This is a genomic window from Paraburkholderia ferrariae NBRC 106233, from assembly GCF_000685035.1.
Taxonomy (GTDB): domain Bacteria; phylum Pseudomonadota; class Gammaproteobacteria; order Burkholderiales; family Burkholderiaceae; genus Paraburkholderia; species Paraburkholderia ferrariae.
This window is the reverse complement of the sequence record NZ_BAYB01000022.1, coordinates 115,751-130,221: the sequence shown is the minus strand read 5'-3', so window position 1 is coordinate 130,221 and position 14,471 is coordinate 115,751. Positions and strand designations below refer to the sequence as shown.

The window sequence follows — 14,471 nt, the reverse complement described above, 5'->3', positions numbered from 1 at the left end:
GGTGCGCACCTTGCATTCCGTACGCACCGCGCCCACTCTCTTTTCGCTATGAGCACGACTCCCCTGCTCGAAACCCATGGCCTCTCGCGCACGTTTCCTGGCGTGCGCGCGCTGCAGAACGTCGATTTCCGCCTCTTTCCCGGCGAGGTTCATACCTTGATGGGTCAAAACGGCGCGGGCAAATCGACGCTCATCAACGTGCTCACCGGCGTGCACCGTCCCGACGCGGGCGACATTCGCCTCGCCGGCGCACCCGTGCAGTTCTCCACGCCGCAGGAAGCCGAGGCCGCCGGCATCCAGACGCTCTACCAGGAAGTCAACCTCTGCCCGAACCTCTCGGTGGCGGAAAACATTTTCGCGGGCCGCCAGCCGCGCAAGCGCGGCCTGATCGACTGGAAAACGATCCACCGGCGCGCGCAGGCCGCGCTGGCCGAACTGAACCTCGCGCTCGACGTCACGCAGTCGCTCGACACCTACCCCATCGCCATCCAGCAGATGGTGGCGATTGCGCGCGCGGTTTCGGTGGACGCGCGCATCCTGATTCTCGACGAACCGACTTCGAGCCTCGACGACAGCGAAGTCGCGCGGCTCTTCGACGTGCTGCGCAAGCTCAAGGCGTCGGGCATCGCGATCCTGTTCGTCACGCACTTTCTCGAGCAGACCTATGCGATTTCCGACCGCATCACCGTGATGCGCAACGGCGAACGCGAAGGCGAATACCTGGCGGCCGACCTGCCCGTGCAAACGCTCGTGGCGAAGATGGTGGGCCAGCAACTGGCGCACGAGCGGCTGGAGCCTTCCGCCGAGTCAGGCGAAGGCGAAGCCGAAGCGGCCGCAGCAACCGAAGCCGCCCCGGCACCTTCCGCGCCCTGGCTGAGCGCGCACGGCGTGGCACGGCGCGGCGTGCTCAATCCGCTCGACCTCGACGTGCAGCCGGGCCGGATACTGGGACTCGCGGGGCTGCTGGGCTCGGGGCGCACCGAAACGGCGCGCCTGTTGTTCGGCGCCGAGCGCGTGGATGCAGGTGCGATCTCGATAGGCGGCAAGAGCGTGAAGCTCGCCTCGCCGCGCGACGCGGTACGCCACGGCATGGCCTACTGCCCCGAGGACCGCAAGAAAGAAGGCATCGTCGCGGACCTCTCGATTCGCGAAAACATCGTGCTTGCGCTGCAGGCGCGTCGGGGGTGGTGGCGCATGATCGGGCGCGCGCGCCAGCGCGAGCTGGCGAACGAATACATCGCACAGCTCGGCATCAAGGCCCGCGATGCCGAGCAACCCATCGGCCTGCTTTCCGGCGGCAACCAGCAGAAAGTGCTGCTCGCGCGCTGGCTCGCCACCGAACCGAAGCTGCTGATTCTCGACGAACCCACGCGCGGCATCGACGTAGCCGCCAAGTTCGAGATCATGGACCGCGTTCGCGCGCTGTGCGCGAAGGGCCTGGGCATCCTCTTCATTTCCTCGGAGATCAGCGAGGTGGTGCGCGTGAGCGACCGCATCGCCGTGCTGCGCGACCGCCGCAAGGTGGCCGAACTGAACGGCCACGGGCATTCGGAAGACGAGGTGTACGACCTGATCGCAGGAGGCCGCCGATGAACCGGCTCGCCACGCTCTTCGTCGAGTCGATGAAACACCCGCTCGTGTGGCCGGCGGTGACGCTCGTATGCCTCTTTGCCGTCGACGTCGCGCATCGCGCCAACTTCCTCTCGATCACGCTGCTTTCGGGCCACCTGTTCGGCGCACCCATCGACATCCTCATGAACGCCGCACCGCTCGTGGTGGTGTCGCTCGGCATGACGCTCGTGATCGCCACGCGCGGCATCGACATTTCGGTGGGCGCCGTAGTCGCCATCGCCGGGGCCGCCGCCGCGATCGTACTCGAAGGCGATCCCTCGCGCGTAGCGGAAGCCTTCTGTGCGGCGCTTGCGGTCGGGCTGCTCGCGGGCATGTGGAACGGCCTCCTCGTCGCCTTCGTCGGCATGCAGCCCATCATCGCCACGCTGATTCTGATGGTGGCGGGGCGCGGGGTCGCCCAGTTGCTCACGGGCGGCCAGATCATTCCGATCGGCGCGCCGGGCTATCTGATGGCGGGCGGGGGCTACTTCGCACGCGTGCCCTGCGACGTGTGGATCGCGCTCGCGGTGACGATCGCCACCGCGCTGATCGTCAACCGCACGGCGCTGGGCCTCTTCATCCGCTCCATCGGCGTGAACCCGGTGGCCGCGCGCCTCGCGGGGCTTTCTTCGCAGGCGGTGGTGTTCGGCAGCTATGCGTTCTGCGGCGTCACCGCCGCCATCGCGGGCATCCTCATCAGCTCGAACGTGCGCAGCGCGGACGGCAACAACGCGGGCCTCCTGCTCGAACTCGACGCGATTCTCGCCGTCACGCTGGGCGGCACATCGCTCGCGGGCGGGCGCTTCAGTCTTGCGGGCACCGTGCTGGGCGCGCTCATCATCCAGACGCTCACCTACACCACCTATTCGATTGGCGTTCCGCCCGAGGCCACGCTCGTCGTCAAGGCCGTGGTGGTGCTATTCGTGAGCGTGATCCAGTCGCCCTCGGCGCGCTCGCTCGTTGCCCGGCAGTTGCGGCGCGCGGCCGGCGGGCGCCGGGCCGGCGCGCCCAACTATTAGGAAAACAAGCGGACAGGACAAGGAAACCGTGCGCACGAACCGCCCCGCCCTGCTCTCCACGCCGCTTGCCGCGTGCCGTCGCGCAAGCGCCCTGTTCGCGCGCTTCGTCGATCCGCGCGTGCTGCCCATCGCCGTCACGGTGCTGCTGTTCGTGGCGCTGTTCGGCTTCGGCTCGGTGATGTACACCGGTTTCTTTTCGCTGCAGGTGTTGTTCGGACTGCTGGTGGATAACGCGTTCCTGCTGATCGTCGCCATCGGCATGACGTTTGTGATCATCTCCGGCGGCATCGATCTTTCGGTGGGCGCCGTGGTCGCGCTCGCCACCATCCTGTGCGCGGTCATGGCGGAGCGCTGGCACTGGCCGCTCGTCCTGATCCTGCCAGCCGTGCTCGCATGCGGCACGCTCTATGGCGCAGCCATGGGCGCGCTGATCCACTACTTCCGCCTGCAGCCGTTCATCATCACGCTCGCGGGCATGTTCCTCGCACGCGGCACCTGCTTTCTCATCACCACCCAGTCCATCCCGATCAACGATCCGAGCTTCCACACGCTCGCCGGCTTCAGCATTCCCATCGGCAGCGGCTCGCTCACCACGGGCGCGCTCATTGCGCTCGCCACGCTCGCGGTGGCGATCGTGGTTGCGCACTTCACGCGTTTCGGCCGCAACGTCTACGCGCTCGGCGGCAACGAACGCTCGGCACTCCTGATGGGGTTGCCCGTCGCGCGCACGAGAATCGGCGTGTACGCGCTCTCGGGGTTTTGCTCCGCGCTCGGCGGCGTGGTGTTTACGCTCTACGTGCTCTCGGGCTACGGGCTCCAGGCGCAGGGCATGGAGCTCGACGCCATAGCCGCCACCGTGATCGGCGGCACGCTGCTCACGGGCGGCGTGGGTTACGTGATCGGCTCGGTGTTCGGCGTGGGCATCCTCGGCACCATCCAGACGCTCATCACCTTCGACGGCACGCTCAGTTCATGGTGGACGCGCATCGTGATCGGCGCCCTGCTCTGCGCGTTCTGCCTGCTGCAGCGCGCCACGGAACGCCACGCGGCGCGGCGCAAGTCCTCCGGCACGGGCCGGGGCGCGCCCATGGCAAAGCGCGAGCGTGCACCCGACGCGGTGCCGCTCGATCAGGCCAAGCTCGCGTCGGCGCCGCCGCGCGCCTGAGAATAGTCGGACTTAATTACGGGTATACATGGATTAGGCCCCAACAAAACGCTGCACTACCATCTTCGACGTACCGTCCGGCACGGTTCTTACGCTTCATTCATCGCAACGTCCGCAGGGACGCTGCCGCGCCGCCCGGTGCCGTCGTGAACGTGCATGAACCACGCTGCACTCACCCACGAAAATAACCGGAGGAAGACATGGCGCAGGAACGGGAAGCAGAGCAAGACCAGATCCATTCAGGCCGGCGCGGCCTGCTGCAAGGTGCGGGACTCGGCGCGGCGCTGTCGCTGCTGGGCGCGCTGGGCGGCGGCACGGGCGGCCTGATTTCGACCGCCCAGGCGGCCGAAGCGGCCTTTCCCGGGCACAAGCGGTGGAAGATCGTGTTCGTCAATCACGTCACGACAAACCCCTTCTTCGTGCCCACGCAATACGGCATTCAGGACGCATGCTCGATGTTCGGCATGGACTATCAGTGGACGGGGTCGGCCAACTCGGACGCGGGCGAAATGGTACGCGCCGTGAACGCCGCCATTGCCGCAAAGGCCGACGCAATCGCCGTGCCGATCGTCGATCCCACGGCCTTCGACAAGCCGATCCAGGCGGCGCTCGACGCAGGCATCCCCGTGTTCGCGTACAACGCCGATGCGCCGCGCGGCAAGCCGAATCCGCGCCTTGCGTACATCGGTCAGGACCTCTATCTCTCGGGCTACCAGATGGGCGAGCGCATTGCCTCGCTGATCGACAGCGGGCTCGTGGCGCTCTTCATCGCGACGCCGGGGCAGCTCAACATCCAGCCGCGGCTCGACGGCGCGAGCGACGCGATCAAGAAGTCGGGCAAGAACATCGAGGTCCAGAGCGTCGCCACGGGCGCCACGGTCAACGAGGAGCTTTCGAAGATCAAATCCTTCTATCTGGGACACCAGGACCTCAAAGGCATGTTCGCGGTCGATGCGGGCAGTACGCAGGGCGTCGCGCAGGTCATGAAGGAGTCGAACCTGCCTTCGAAGGGCGTGCACGGCGGCGGCTTCGACCTGTTGCCCACCACGGTGCAGCTCATCCACGAAGGCTTCCTCGACTTCACGATCGACCAGCAGCCTTACGTACAGGGCTTCTATACTGTGATGGAGGCGTTCGTGTTCCTTGCTTCCGGCGGCCTTGCCGGACCCGCGGACATCAACTCCGGCCTCAAGTTCGTCACGAAGGGCACGGTCGATCCGTACCTGAACACCTCGACGCGCTATGAAGGCAAGAGCAGCAAGCCGCAAATCGTCCCGATGAGCGGCGCGATCAAGTCGTGATGGGTACGGTGAACGAATCCCGCAACGCGGCGAGAAACGACGGTCCCGCGCGCCCCCCCCGGGCGCGCGGGACACTCCTTGCCGCGTGGTCCGCGGAGCTGCGCATCCTCCTCGTGGCGGTACTGCTGGCCGCCTACTTCGAGTTCGCCAACCACGACTTTCTGCTGACGAACGCCAGTCTCGTCAATCTCTCGCAATTCGTCGCGCCGGTCGCCATCATCGCGTTCGGCGAAATCATGCTGATGATCGGCGGCGACATCGATCTCTCGGCCGGCATGGTGTTCGCCTTCGCGCCGTTCATGATGGTGTTCGCCAACGACGCCGGGGCGCCCATGTGGCTCGCCGTGGTCGCCGGGCTCGTGGCGGCGGCGTTGATCGGCTTCGTGAACGGCGCGGTCACGGTGTGGCTGCGGCTGCCTTCGTTCGTGACCACGCTCGGCACGCTCTTCCTCATCAACGGCATTACACTCACGGTCTCGCGCGGCACGCCGGTCGAAACGCCGGGCTCGCCCGCGTTCGCGAACGTCATGGGCGCGTGGGGCTATAGCGAGATTCTCTGGACCGCGGGGCTCGCGTTCGTCATGCACGTGCTGTTGCGCCATACGCGCTGGGGGCTGCACACCCAGGCGGCAGGCGCGAATCCGCTGGGCGCGAGCGAAGCGGGCATCCAGGTGAACCGGCTGCGGCTCGGCAACTTCGTTCTCGCCGCCGTGCTCGCGGGCCTCACGGGCATCCTCGAAGGCTTTCGCATTACCTCGATCGACCCGCAGGCGGGCGGCAACCAGATCATGTTCCTCGCCGTCGCCGCCGCCGTGATCGGCGGCACGCCGCTCACGGGCGGCTCGGGCACGATCGTGGGCGGCCTGATCGGCGCGGCCGTGCTCGGCATTCTCAACGACGGCTTCACGCTCATCGGTATCAACGCGTTCACGTTCAACATCATCCTCGGCGCCGCGATTCTGGCCGCGATGATCTTCAATATCCACGTCGGCCGCATACGGCGCAAAGGAGGACGGCGATGAACGAGCCGCAACCGCACGCGGACGCCGGGACCGCTTCTTCGCCCCCCTCGTCCTCCTCGTCCCCCTCGTCCCCGGCGGCGGGCGCTGCCCATGCCGCGCCTGCCGCCGATGCGCCGCTCGCCCTGCGCGGCGACAAGCTCGTCAAGCGCTTCGGCGCGGTGACGGCGCTCGACGGCGTCTCGTTCACGCTCGGCCAGGGCGAGATTCTCGGCATCCTCGGCGACAACGGCGCGGGCAAGTCCACGCTCGTCAAGATCCTCACCGGGTTCCACCAGCAAACCGAAGGCACCCTCTACGTGGACGGCCAGGAAACGCTGTTACGATCCGTCGATCACGCGCGTGCCCTCGGTATCGAATGCGTTTATCAGGATCTTGCGCTCGCGAACTCGCTCAGCATCTATCACAACATGTTCCTGAACCGCGAGATCGTGCGGCGCGGCCCGTTCCGTCTGCTCGATCACCGGCAGATGCGCGAGCGCGCGGCGCAGTGTCTCGACGATATCGGCGTGCATGTGCCTTCGGTCGATCTGCCCGTGGAGCGGCTTTCGGGCGGCCAGCGCCAGGCTATCGCCGTGGCGCGCGCGGTGCATTCGAATGCGAAAATCCTGCTGCTGGACGAACCGCTCGCGGCCATGGGCGCGCGCGAAGCCGGACTGATCATCGACCTCGTTCTGCGTTTGAAGGAGAAAGGCGGTCTATCCATTATCATGATCATGCACAACTACGCGCAGACGCTCGACATTGCCGACCGTATCATGCTCATGCAGCGCGGCCGTGTGACCTTCGAGCAGCGCAGCGCGCAGACTTCGGTGCCGGAGCTGATGGATATCGTGCGGCGGGAATACCGCGCGATGCGCTCCACGAACGCGCATTGACGAGAAGAGAGGGACGCGCCTGCCGGGGCGCTCCCGCCGGGGAACCATGGATTACCGCAACCTGCAGAATCGCAAAAGCATGCACGGGCGCATCGTGCAGGAACTGGGCATGCAAATCGTCGGCGGGCGGTTTCAGCCCGGCCAGCGCCTGCCGCCCGAACCCACGCTGTGCGAGGCCTATGGCGTGAGCCGCCCGGTGCTGCGCGAAGCCACGCGCGTGCTGGTGGCGAAGGGGCTCGTGGTCTCGAAGCCGCGCGTGGGCAGCGTGGTGCGCGCGCGCGAAGACTGGCACATGCTCGACCCCGACGTGCTCTACTGGACCGTCAACAGCATTCCCGAAGGCGAATTCTTCCAGTCGCTCATGACCGTGCGCCAGGTCATCGAGCCCGCGGCCGCCGCGCTCGCCGCCATCTCAGCGAGCGACACGGACGTCGCGCGCATCGGCGCGGCCTACGCGCGCATGGAAGCCGCACGGACGGCTGCCGAACTGCTCGAGCCCGACCTGGAGTTTCACCGCGCCATCATGGCGGCCACGCACAACGACATGCTCGCCTATATCGGCAACATGCTCACGCTCGCGCTCACGGAATCGATCAAGCTCACGAGCCGCCACCCGAATACGCACGCGCTCTCGCTGCCGCGGCACAAGGCGATCTATACGGCGATCGAAAATCGCGACGCACTGGCCGCTCGCCAGGCCAGCGTCCTGCAACTCGACAATGCACGCGCCGACGCCAACTCGATCCTTGGCGGCGCGGCGCTCGAACCTCAGGCGCCCAGGCGCGACTAGCCTCGCGGTTTGGCGCCGCCTGTGCGGCGGCGGCGCCGGTTAGTGTCCGAACGGCTCCACTTCGACGTAACGGCCCAGCAGAAACGCATCGGCCACGAGCTGCAGCGGGCGCACGTCCACGTCTTCGGCACCGTGTTCGATCAGCCAGTGGAAGCGCTCGTAAAGCGCCGGATATTCGCGTTGCGGTTCGAGCGCGACGGGCTCGCCCGCTATCGTCATACGCTTGCCGCCTTCGCTGATCGCGAGCAGGCCGTCCGCGGTCTCCACATCGATTTCCCACTGCTCCACGGGGCCGTGGCGCCAGTCGAACTCGGCGCGCACGGGTACGCCGTCCGTATCGAGGCAGTCGAGCTCGGCGGCGATGGGCGTCGCGCAATCGGCGGGAATGTGCAGCGTGGCCGCGCGCAGCAGCACTTCGCGCGGCAGCATGCGCGTGACGATGGAAAGCGCGTTGATGCCCGGATCGAATACGCCCAGCCCGCCCGGCTCCCAGATCCATTGCTGGCCCGGGTGCCAGCGGCGCACATCTTCTTTCCAGCGCACGTGGACCGAGCGGATCGCGCGGTTCGCGAGCCACGCGCGCGCGGGTTCGACTGCGCTCGCGCAGCGCGAATGCCAGGTCGCGAAGAGCGTGCGCCCCTGCGCACGCGCGAGGACGCGCAGCGCCTCCACCTCGCTCACGCTCGCGCCCGGCGGTTTTTCCAGCATGACGTGCCGCCCCGCCAGCAGCGCCGCGCGCGCCTGCGCATAGCGCACCTGCGGCGGGGCGCAGAGCGATACCGCGTCGAGACCGGGTTCGGCGGCGAGCAGTGCATCAAGACCGGTGTAGTTGCGCACGCCATCGACCTTTGCGTTGCGGCTCGAGCAGGCTACGAGCGTAAAACCGGGGTTCGCGGCAATGGCGGGCAGATGCTGGTCGCGCGCAATCTTGCCGACGCCGGCAATAGCCAGCTTCCAGGAAGGGTTCATGGCGGGTTCCGGGTTCGAATGAGGCAGTTGGGTTGGGGTGGGAACGGTGCGATGCGCAACGCAAAACGAAACGTCTTGCCATTCTACGGCGCTGCCCGCGAGAGCGTATGCCCGCTTCAGCGAACCGGCCGCGGCCGGTCCCTCGACAGCGCGACACCAGCCCGCTAAAGTCGCAGCATCAGGCGTTTCCTCCCTGCAGAACAACAACACCACAAGGACGGATCGACGTTCATGAAAGCATGCGGTTTGGCGGACTCGAATCGGGCCGTGCAGGGCGCGCGGCATCCTGGCGTCACGACTCGCTGGCGCGCATGCGTGCGCACCTGGCTCCTGCTGCTGATCGCGCTCGCGAGCCTCCCTTGCGCCCACGCGCAGCAGTCCGGCGCAACGGTACGGGTGGGCACCTTCATCATCGCCCCGTTCGTGATGCAGCAAAACGGCCAGCTCACCGGCTTCTCGATCGATTTGTGGACCGAGATCGCCTCGCGCCTGCATCTGCAAACCCGCTACGACATCGCGCCCAGCGTCAACGCGCTGTTCCAGACGCTGCGCACCGGCCAGGACGACGTGGCCGTCTCGGGGCTTTTCTATAGCGTCGAGCGCGACCGCGAGTTCGACTTCTCGTATCCGATCATGGAGGCCGGCCTGCGCGTGATGGTGCGCGACACGGGCGAGACCGAAGAAGCCACGCCGCTGCGCAGTCTCGGCAGGTTGCTGGTGTCCCGCACCACGCTGCTGTGGTTTGCCGCAGCGGTCGTGCTGACCGTGATCGCCGCGCATCTCGTCTGGATCGTGGACTGGCTGCACGCGCGCCGCCGTGGCGAGCGAGAGCCCTATTTCCCCGCCATCTTCCGCGCGCTCTACTGGTCGGGCTCCACGCTGCTCACCCAGGCCGACGAGCCGCGGCGCCTGTGGATCTCGCGCGGCATGGCGCTGATCTGGATGTTCGTCGGCATCGTATTCGTGGCGTCGTACACGGCGGAACTCACGACGAACCTGACCGTGCAGCATATTCGCGGCGCGATCGACGGCCCCAACGATCTCGCCAACAAGACCGTCGCCACGCTGGCCGGCAGTTCGGCCGTGCCGTGGCTGCAGGATCACGGCGCGCAGGTTCGCGAGTACGCGCGCAACCGCGACACTTTCCTGGCGCTTGCGGGCGGCGAGGTGGATGCCGTGGTGCTCGGCTCGGCGGGACTCGGCTACGTCGCTTCGCACGAGGGTAAGGGCCGCGTCAAGCTGGTGGGGCCGGAGTTCAACCCGAATGACGTGGGCTTCGTCTTCCCGGTCAACAGCACGCTGCGCCGCCGCGTGGACGGCGCCCTGCTGGCCATGCGCGAGGACGGCACGTATCAACGGATCTACAACAAGTGGTTCGGCGAGGAGTGATGCCTTGCGCCGAACCCTTCCCTATTGAATCGCAGTCCTGATCGATCCGGTTTCCACGCGCCGCTTCGCCGCGCATGGCGGCCCGTTTTCGTCAGGCGCCCGCAGCGAAGTAGCCCGGCTGATCGAGGTCCTCCAGCAGCGTTGGCTGCTCCGGCTGCCAGCCCAGCAAGGCGCGGGTGCGCTGGCTGGAACTCGGGCAGTCGATGCCGACGAAGCGCGCGAACCAGCCGAAATGCGCCTCGGCTTCTTCGGGCTTGATCGCCACCACCGGAAGATTCAGGCGACGCCCGATCACCTCGGCAATCTGCCGCAACGGCACGCCCTGTTCGGCAATCGCATGGAAAGGCCCGCCGCGCGCGCCATGCTCCAGCGCGAGCCGGTAGACGCGCGCCGCATCGAACCGATGCACCGCGGGCCAACGGTTCTGCCCTTCGCCCACATAAGCGGCCACGCCCTTCTCCCGTGCGATGGCAATGAGTCGCGGCACGAAGCCGTGGTCGCCCAGCCCATGCACCGTGGGCGCGAGACGAACGGCGCTTACGGGCACGCCACGCGCGGCGAATGCGCCAGCGATCGCTTCGGGGGCGCGCGGAAACGCGGGAATGATGGCGTGGGGCGGGTCCTCCTCCGTCGTGACGCGCCCCGGTGCGAGCAGCGCAATGCCCGACGAAACGATGAGCGGCCGCCCCGAGCCTTCGAGCGCCCCGCCCAGCGCCTCGATGGCGCGCCGCTCCTGCTCGCAGTTCTCGGCGAACTTCGAGAAGTCGTGGTTGAAGGCCGTGTGGATCACGCCATCCGACTGCGCCGCGGCCTGGCGCAGCACGTCGAGATCGTCGAGCGTACCGCGGCAAACCTCGGCCCCCGCCGCCGCAAGCGCCGCGGCGCCCGGCTCCGAACGCGCGAGACCCACCACCCGATGTCCCGCCGCGAGCAGATCCTTGACCACGGCCGAGCCTACCCAGCCCGTGGCACCGGTTACGAATACACGCATGATGAAGTCCTCCAGGGTTAGCGTGAGGCTAATATCGATGCGCGTCTTATCGTGGTAAAGTAGTGGCGTTATCGTGTTATAAAAAGTAACAGGATGAGCGATTCCAGTGGCAACCCCCGCCAGCTCGGCGACTACCTGAAAGACCGCCGCTCGAAACTCGACCCGGCAGCGTTCGGCTTTTCCTCGACGCGCCGGCGCACGCCAGGCCTGCGTCGCGAGGAAGTGGCGCAGCGCGCCAATATCAGCCCGGCCTGGTACACCTGGCTCGAACAGGGGCGCGGCGGCGCACCGTCCGTCGACGTGCTCGACCGCATTGCCAACGCCCTGATGCTCACGAGCACCGAGCGCGAGCATCTCTTTCTGCTCGGCCTCGGCCACCCGCCCGAAGCGCATTACCAGAACGACGAAGGCGTTACGCCGCGGCTGCAGCACGTGCTCGATACGATGAATCCGTGCCCCGCGCTCATCCGCACGGCAACGTGGTCTGTGGTGGCCTGGAACCGCGCGGCCACCGTGCTGCTGGTGGACTATGGCACGATGCAGCCCGCGCAGCGCAACGTGCTGCGCCACATGTTCCTCGATCCTCGCGCGCGGGCCCTGCAGTACGACTGGGAGAGCGTGGCGCGATTCATGGTGGGCGCGTTCCGGGTGGACGTGGTGCGCGCCGGCGCCACATCGGCTGTGAGCGACCTCGTGGACGAACTCCGCCGCGAAAGCCCGGAGTTCGAGGCCATGTGGCGCGACACGGTGATCCCCACGCGGCACGAAGCCGTGAAGCGCATTCGCCATCCCGTGTTCGGCCCATTCGCATTCGAGTATTCGGCCTTCGCGGTCGATGGCCGGCAGGACCTTACCCTCGTGGTGTACAACCCGGCCACGCCCGCAGACGCCGCGAAGATCAGCGCCGCACTCAATAGCGCGCCGGCGCTGGAATCGGCCTGAATTTTGTCGGCCTGAGCGGAACCGTTCATGACCCGGCCCGGCGTGGCGGCATGCCGCTCACCGCACGCGCATGGGGCGCACACGGGGCGCACCGCCGACACCGCGCTCCAGCCCGAGCCCATGGGGATGCGCGCCAGCACATCGCGGGGCCCGGTTAGAGGAAAATGAGCCCGCCTATCGTCCAGGCGTCCAAGGAGCCCTGCATGACCGATACCCCACGCGCCGAACCGGACAGTACCGCCATCCGCGTCGCGCTCTGGCGTGCCCTGCACGCCGAAGCCGACCCCGCGCCGCACGTGCTCGACGACACGCTCGGCCTGCGCCTCGCCGCGCCGCCCGAAGGCTGGCGCGAACGCCCGGACATGGATCTCGCCGGCACGCGCGGCTATCGCGCATCGATCGTCGCGCGTGCACGCCTGATCGAGGACCTGGTGGCCGACGAAGCGGCGCGCGGCGTCGCGCAGTACGTCATACTCGGCGCGGGCCTCGATACGTTCGCGCAGCGCCGGCCCGAAGCGGCCGCGCGGCTCACGGTGTTCGAAGTGGATCAACCGGGCCCGCAGGCGTGGAAGCGCGAGCGGCTGAACGCGCTCGGCTATGGCGTACCGGACGCATTGCGCCTCGTGCCCGTGAACTTCGAAGCCGGCGAATCGTGGTGGACGCGGCTCGTCGAGGCAGGCTTTGCGACCGGCAAGCCCGCGGTCATCGCCTCGACCGGGGTTTCGATGTACCTCACGCGCGAGGCCAATCTCGCGACGCTGCGCCAGATCGCGCAACTCGCGCCTGGCTCCACGCTCGCCATGACCTTTCTCCTGCCGCTCGAACTGATCCCGGACCCCGCCGAGCGCGCCCTGCACGAATCTGTCTATGCGCGCGCCCGCGCAGCCGGCACGCCGTTCGTCAGCTTCTTCAGCCCGGACGAAATGCTCTCGCTCGCACGCGAAGCCGGATTCCGCGAAGCGCGGCATATCGGCACCGGCGAACTCACGCAGCGCTACTTTGCAGGGCGCAGCGACGGCCTGAAACCGGCCAGCGGCGAATCGTTCCTGATCGCCACGACCTGAACATGCCGACCACCCCACTTGCGCCGCGCCCGCTCGACACGCTCAACGCCCTCGACCTGCCCGCGAACCTGGACGGCCGCGACGGCATCAATCGCGCGCCGGGCCGCATGCAGATCGCGGCAAGCAACGACCTCGACGCGGTGCGTGCGTGGCTCGCCCGGGTCGCCGATTCGAAAGCCACCTTCGAGAACTATCGCAAGGAAGCGGAACGGCTGCTGCTGTGGTCAATCGTGCAACTGGGCAAGCCGCTTTCGTCGCTCACGCACGAAGACATGCTTGCCTACCAGCGCTTCATTGCCGACCCGCAGCCCGCCTCGCGCTGGGTTGCGGGCGGCGGGCGCAAGCATCCGCGCGACGACCCGCGCTGGCGCCCGTTTTATGGGCCGCTTGCGCCCACGAGCCAGCGCCAGGCCATGGTGATCCTCAACGCGCTCTTCTCATGGCTCGTGAGTGCGGGCTACCTCGCGGGCAATCCACTGTCGCTCTCGCGCCAGCGCGCACGCCGAGCGGCGCCGCGCATCACGCGCTACCTCGAACGCGATCTCTGGAACGAGGTGAAGGCCTACGTCGAAAAACTGCCGCGCGACACCGCGCGCGAGCGCGAACGCCACAGCCGCGCGCGGTGGCTGCTCACGCTGCTCTATCTGGGCGGCCTGCGCATTTCCGAGGTGGGAGCCAACACGATGGGCGACTTCTTCGCGCGCCGCGATGCCTCCGGCGAAGAGCGCTGGTGGCTCGAAGTGCTGGGCAAAGGCGAGCGCACGCGGCTCGTGCCCGCCACCGCCGAACTGATGACCGAACTCGCGCGCTACCGCCGCGAGCGCGAACTCCCGCCCCTGCCGTCGCCGCGCGAAGAAACGCCGCTCGTGCTGCCGCTCGGCCAGCAGACGAAGCCGCTCACGCGCGCGGCACTGCATACGATCGTAAAAGGCATCTTTGCCGGGGCGGCAGCGCGGTTGCGCGAGCAAGGCGGCGAGCAGGCCGCGCGCGCCGCGCAACTCGAACGCGCCTCCGCACACTGGCTGCGGCATAGCGCGGGTTCGCACATGGCGGACGGCGAACTCGATCTGCGTTTGGTGCGCGACAATCTTGGGCATGCGTCGCTGACCACGACGAGCCTCTATCTGCATAGCGACGACGACCGCCGCCATCGCGAAACAGAGGACAAACACCGTATCGACTGGTAATGCGGTGCCACGGGCCAAGTGAGCGCGGTAGAGAAGAAAATCCGTATTTTCCGCACTCAACCTTGTACGACGCGTGCCGTTATACCAGTCATGGAACGAGGCAGCGGGACGATCGACTTGCCCCCGCGGCCACGGGCCATACCCTG

At 67.4% G+C, this 14,471-nt stretch carries 13 protein-coding genes; 11 read left to right on the top strand and 2 right to left on the bottom strand.

The features are described from left to right. Window positions 1-48 precede the first annotated feature (48 nt). The 7 genes from BFE01S_RS22745 (at window position 49) to BFE01S_RS22715 (ending at window position 7,783) form a co-directional block, all read left to right on the top strand. Complete coding sequence (locus tag BFE01S_RS22745) at window positions 49-1,593, top strand: sugar ABC transporter ATP-binding protein (protein WP_028227482.1); 1,545 nt, start codon at window positions 49-51, stop codon at window positions 1,591-1,593. Further along, window positions 1,590-2,630: an ABC transporter permease gene (locus tag BFE01S_RS39765; RefSeq protein WP_042338265.1), complete on the top strand. Its 1,041-nt coding sequence runs from the start codon at window positions 1,590-1,592 to the stop codon at window positions 2,628-2,630. Before BFE01S_RS22745 ends, BFE01S_RS39765 begins: the two co-directional genes overlap by 4 nt. Window positions 2,631-2,721: 91 nt before the next feature. Beyond that, entirely contained in the window at window positions 2,722-3,795 is a 1,074-nt protein-coding gene (gene yjfF, locus BFE01S_RS22735; protein WP_028227481.1) for a galactofuranose ABC transporter, permease protein YjfF, read from the top strand. Window positions 3,796-3,995: 200 nt separating this feature from the next. Continuing rightward, window positions 3,996-5,096, top strand: coding sequence for a sugar ABC transporter substrate-binding protein (locus tag BFE01S_RS22730; protein ID WP_028227480.1), 1,101 nt, complete (start codon window positions 3,996-3,998; stop codon window positions 5,094-5,096). Further along, window positions 5,096-6,118, top strand: a complete 1,023-nt coding sequence (locus BFE01S_RS22725) for an ABC transporter permease (RefSeq protein WP_028227479.1) — start codon at window positions 5,096-5,098, stop codon at window positions 6,116-6,118. Before BFE01S_RS22730 ends, BFE01S_RS22725 begins: the two co-directional genes overlap by 1 nt. After that, window positions 6,115-6,993: an ATP-binding cassette domain-containing protein gene (locus BFE01S_RS22720; protein ID WP_245621173.1), complete on the top strand. Its 879-nt coding sequence runs from the start codon at window positions 6,115-6,117 to the stop codon at window positions 6,991-6,993. Before BFE01S_RS22725 ends, BFE01S_RS22720 begins: the two co-directional genes overlap by 4 nt. Before the next feature lie 46 nt (window positions 6,994-7,039). Continuing rightward, window positions 7,040-7,783, top strand: a complete 744-nt coding sequence (locus BFE01S_RS22715; RefSeq protein WP_028227477.1) for a FadR/GntR family transcriptional regulator — start codon at window positions 7,040-7,042, stop codon at window positions 7,781-7,783. Window positions 7,784-7,822: 39 nt separating this feature from the next. Here BFE01S_RS22715 and BFE01S_RS22710 read toward each other — a convergent pair whose 3' ends face one another. Further along, entirely contained in the window at window positions 7,823-8,752 is a 930-nt protein-coding gene (locus tag BFE01S_RS22710; protein ID WP_028227476.1) for a Gfo/Idh/MocA family protein, read from the bottom strand. A gap of 315 nt (window positions 8,753-9,067) precedes the next feature. Here BFE01S_RS22710 and BFE01S_RS22705 point away from each other — a divergent pair, with 315 nt between their 5' ends. Beyond that, window positions 9,068-10,141 carry a transporter substrate-binding domain-containing protein gene (locus BFE01S_RS22705; protein WP_169742657.1) on the top strand — a complete coding sequence of 358 codons (1,074 nt, stop codon included), beginning with the start codon at window positions 9,068-9,070 and terminating at the stop codon, window positions 10,139-10,141. Between the two features lie 91 nt (window positions 10,142-10,232). Here BFE01S_RS22705 and BFE01S_RS22700 read toward each other — a convergent pair whose 3' ends face one another. Then, window positions 10,233-11,132, bottom strand: a complete 900-nt coding sequence (locus BFE01S_RS22700; protein WP_028227474.1) for an SDR family oxidoreductase — start codon at window positions 11,130-11,132, stop codon at window positions 10,233-10,235. Window positions 11,133-11,225: 93 nt separating this feature from the next. Between BFE01S_RS22700 and BFE01S_RS22695 the strand changes: the two genes are divergently transcribed. The 3 genes from BFE01S_RS22695 to BFE01S_RS22685 all read left to right on the top strand — a co-directional run bounded on the left by BFE01S_RS22695 (window position 11,226) and on the right by BFE01S_RS22685 (window position 14,325). Further along, the gene (locus tag BFE01S_RS22695) at window positions 11,226-12,074 is read left to right on the top strand and encodes a helix-turn-helix transcriptional regulator (RefSeq protein WP_028227473.1); all 849 of its coding nucleotides are present in this window, start codon (window positions 11,226-11,228) and stop codon (window positions 12,072-12,074) included. 203 nt (window positions 12,075-12,277) lie between these two features. Further along, a complete protein-coding gene (locus tag BFE01S_RS22690) occupies window positions 12,278-13,138 on the top strand; it encodes a class I SAM-dependent methyltransferase (RefSeq protein WP_028227472.1) in 861 nt (286 codons plus the stop codon). Between the two features lie 2 nt (window positions 13,139-13,140). Next, on the top strand, window positions 13,141-14,325 hold the full coding sequence (locus tag BFE01S_RS22685) for a tyrosine-type recombinase/integrase (protein ID WP_028227471.1): 1,185 nt from the start codon (window positions 13,141-13,143) through the stop codon (window positions 14,323-14,325). Window positions 14,326-14,471: the final 146 nt, after the last annotated feature.

What these genes read in the sequence shown, in the direction of transcription:
- BFE01S_RS22690 (WP_028227472.1), top strand. Translation starts at nt 12,278, where the DNA reads ATGACCGATACCCCACGCGCCGAACCGGACAGTACCGCCATCCGCGTC.
- BFE01S_RS22745 (WP_028227482.1), top strand. Translation starts at nt 49, where the DNA reads ATGAGCACGACTCCCCTGCTCGAAACCCATGGCCTCTCGCGCACGTTT.
- BFE01S_RS22730 (WP_028227480.1), top strand. Translation starts at nt 3,996, where the DNA reads ATGGCGCAGGAACGGGAAGCAGAGCAAGACCAGATCCATTCAGGCCGG.
- BFE01S_RS22715 (WP_028227477.1), top strand. Translation starts at nt 7,040, where the DNA reads ATGGATTACCGCAACCTGCAGAATCGCAAAAGCATGCACGGGCGCATC.
- BFE01S_RS22700 (WP_028227474.1), bottom strand. Translation starts at nt 11,132, where the DNA reads ATGCGTGTATTCGTAACCGGTGCCACGGGCTGGGTAGGCTCGGCCGTG.
- BFE01S_RS39765 (WP_042338265.1), top strand. Translation starts at nt 1,590, where the DNA reads ATGAACCGGCTCGCCACGCTCTTCGTCGAGTCGATGAAACACCCGCTC.
- BFE01S_RS22685 (WP_028227471.1), top strand. Translation starts at nt 13,141, where the DNA reads ATGCCGACCACCCCACTTGCGCCGCGCCCGCTCGACACGCTCAACGCC.
- BFE01S_RS22725 (WP_028227479.1), top strand. Translation starts at nt 5,096, where the DNA reads ATGGGTACGGTGAACGAATCCCGCAACGCGGCGAGAAACGACGGTCCC.
- BFE01S_RS22720 (WP_245621173.1), top strand. Translation starts at nt 6,115, where the DNA reads ATGAACGAGCCGCAACCGCACGCGGACGCCGGGACCGCTTCTTCGCCC.
- BFE01S_RS22710 (WP_028227476.1), bottom strand. Translation starts at nt 8,752, where the DNA reads ATGAACCCTTCCTGGAAGCTGGCTATTGCCGGCGTCGGCAAGATTGCG.
- BFE01S_RS22695 (WP_028227473.1), top strand. Translation starts at nt 11,226, where the DNA reads ATGAGCGATTCCAGTGGCAACCCCCGCCAGCTCGGCGACTACCTGAAA.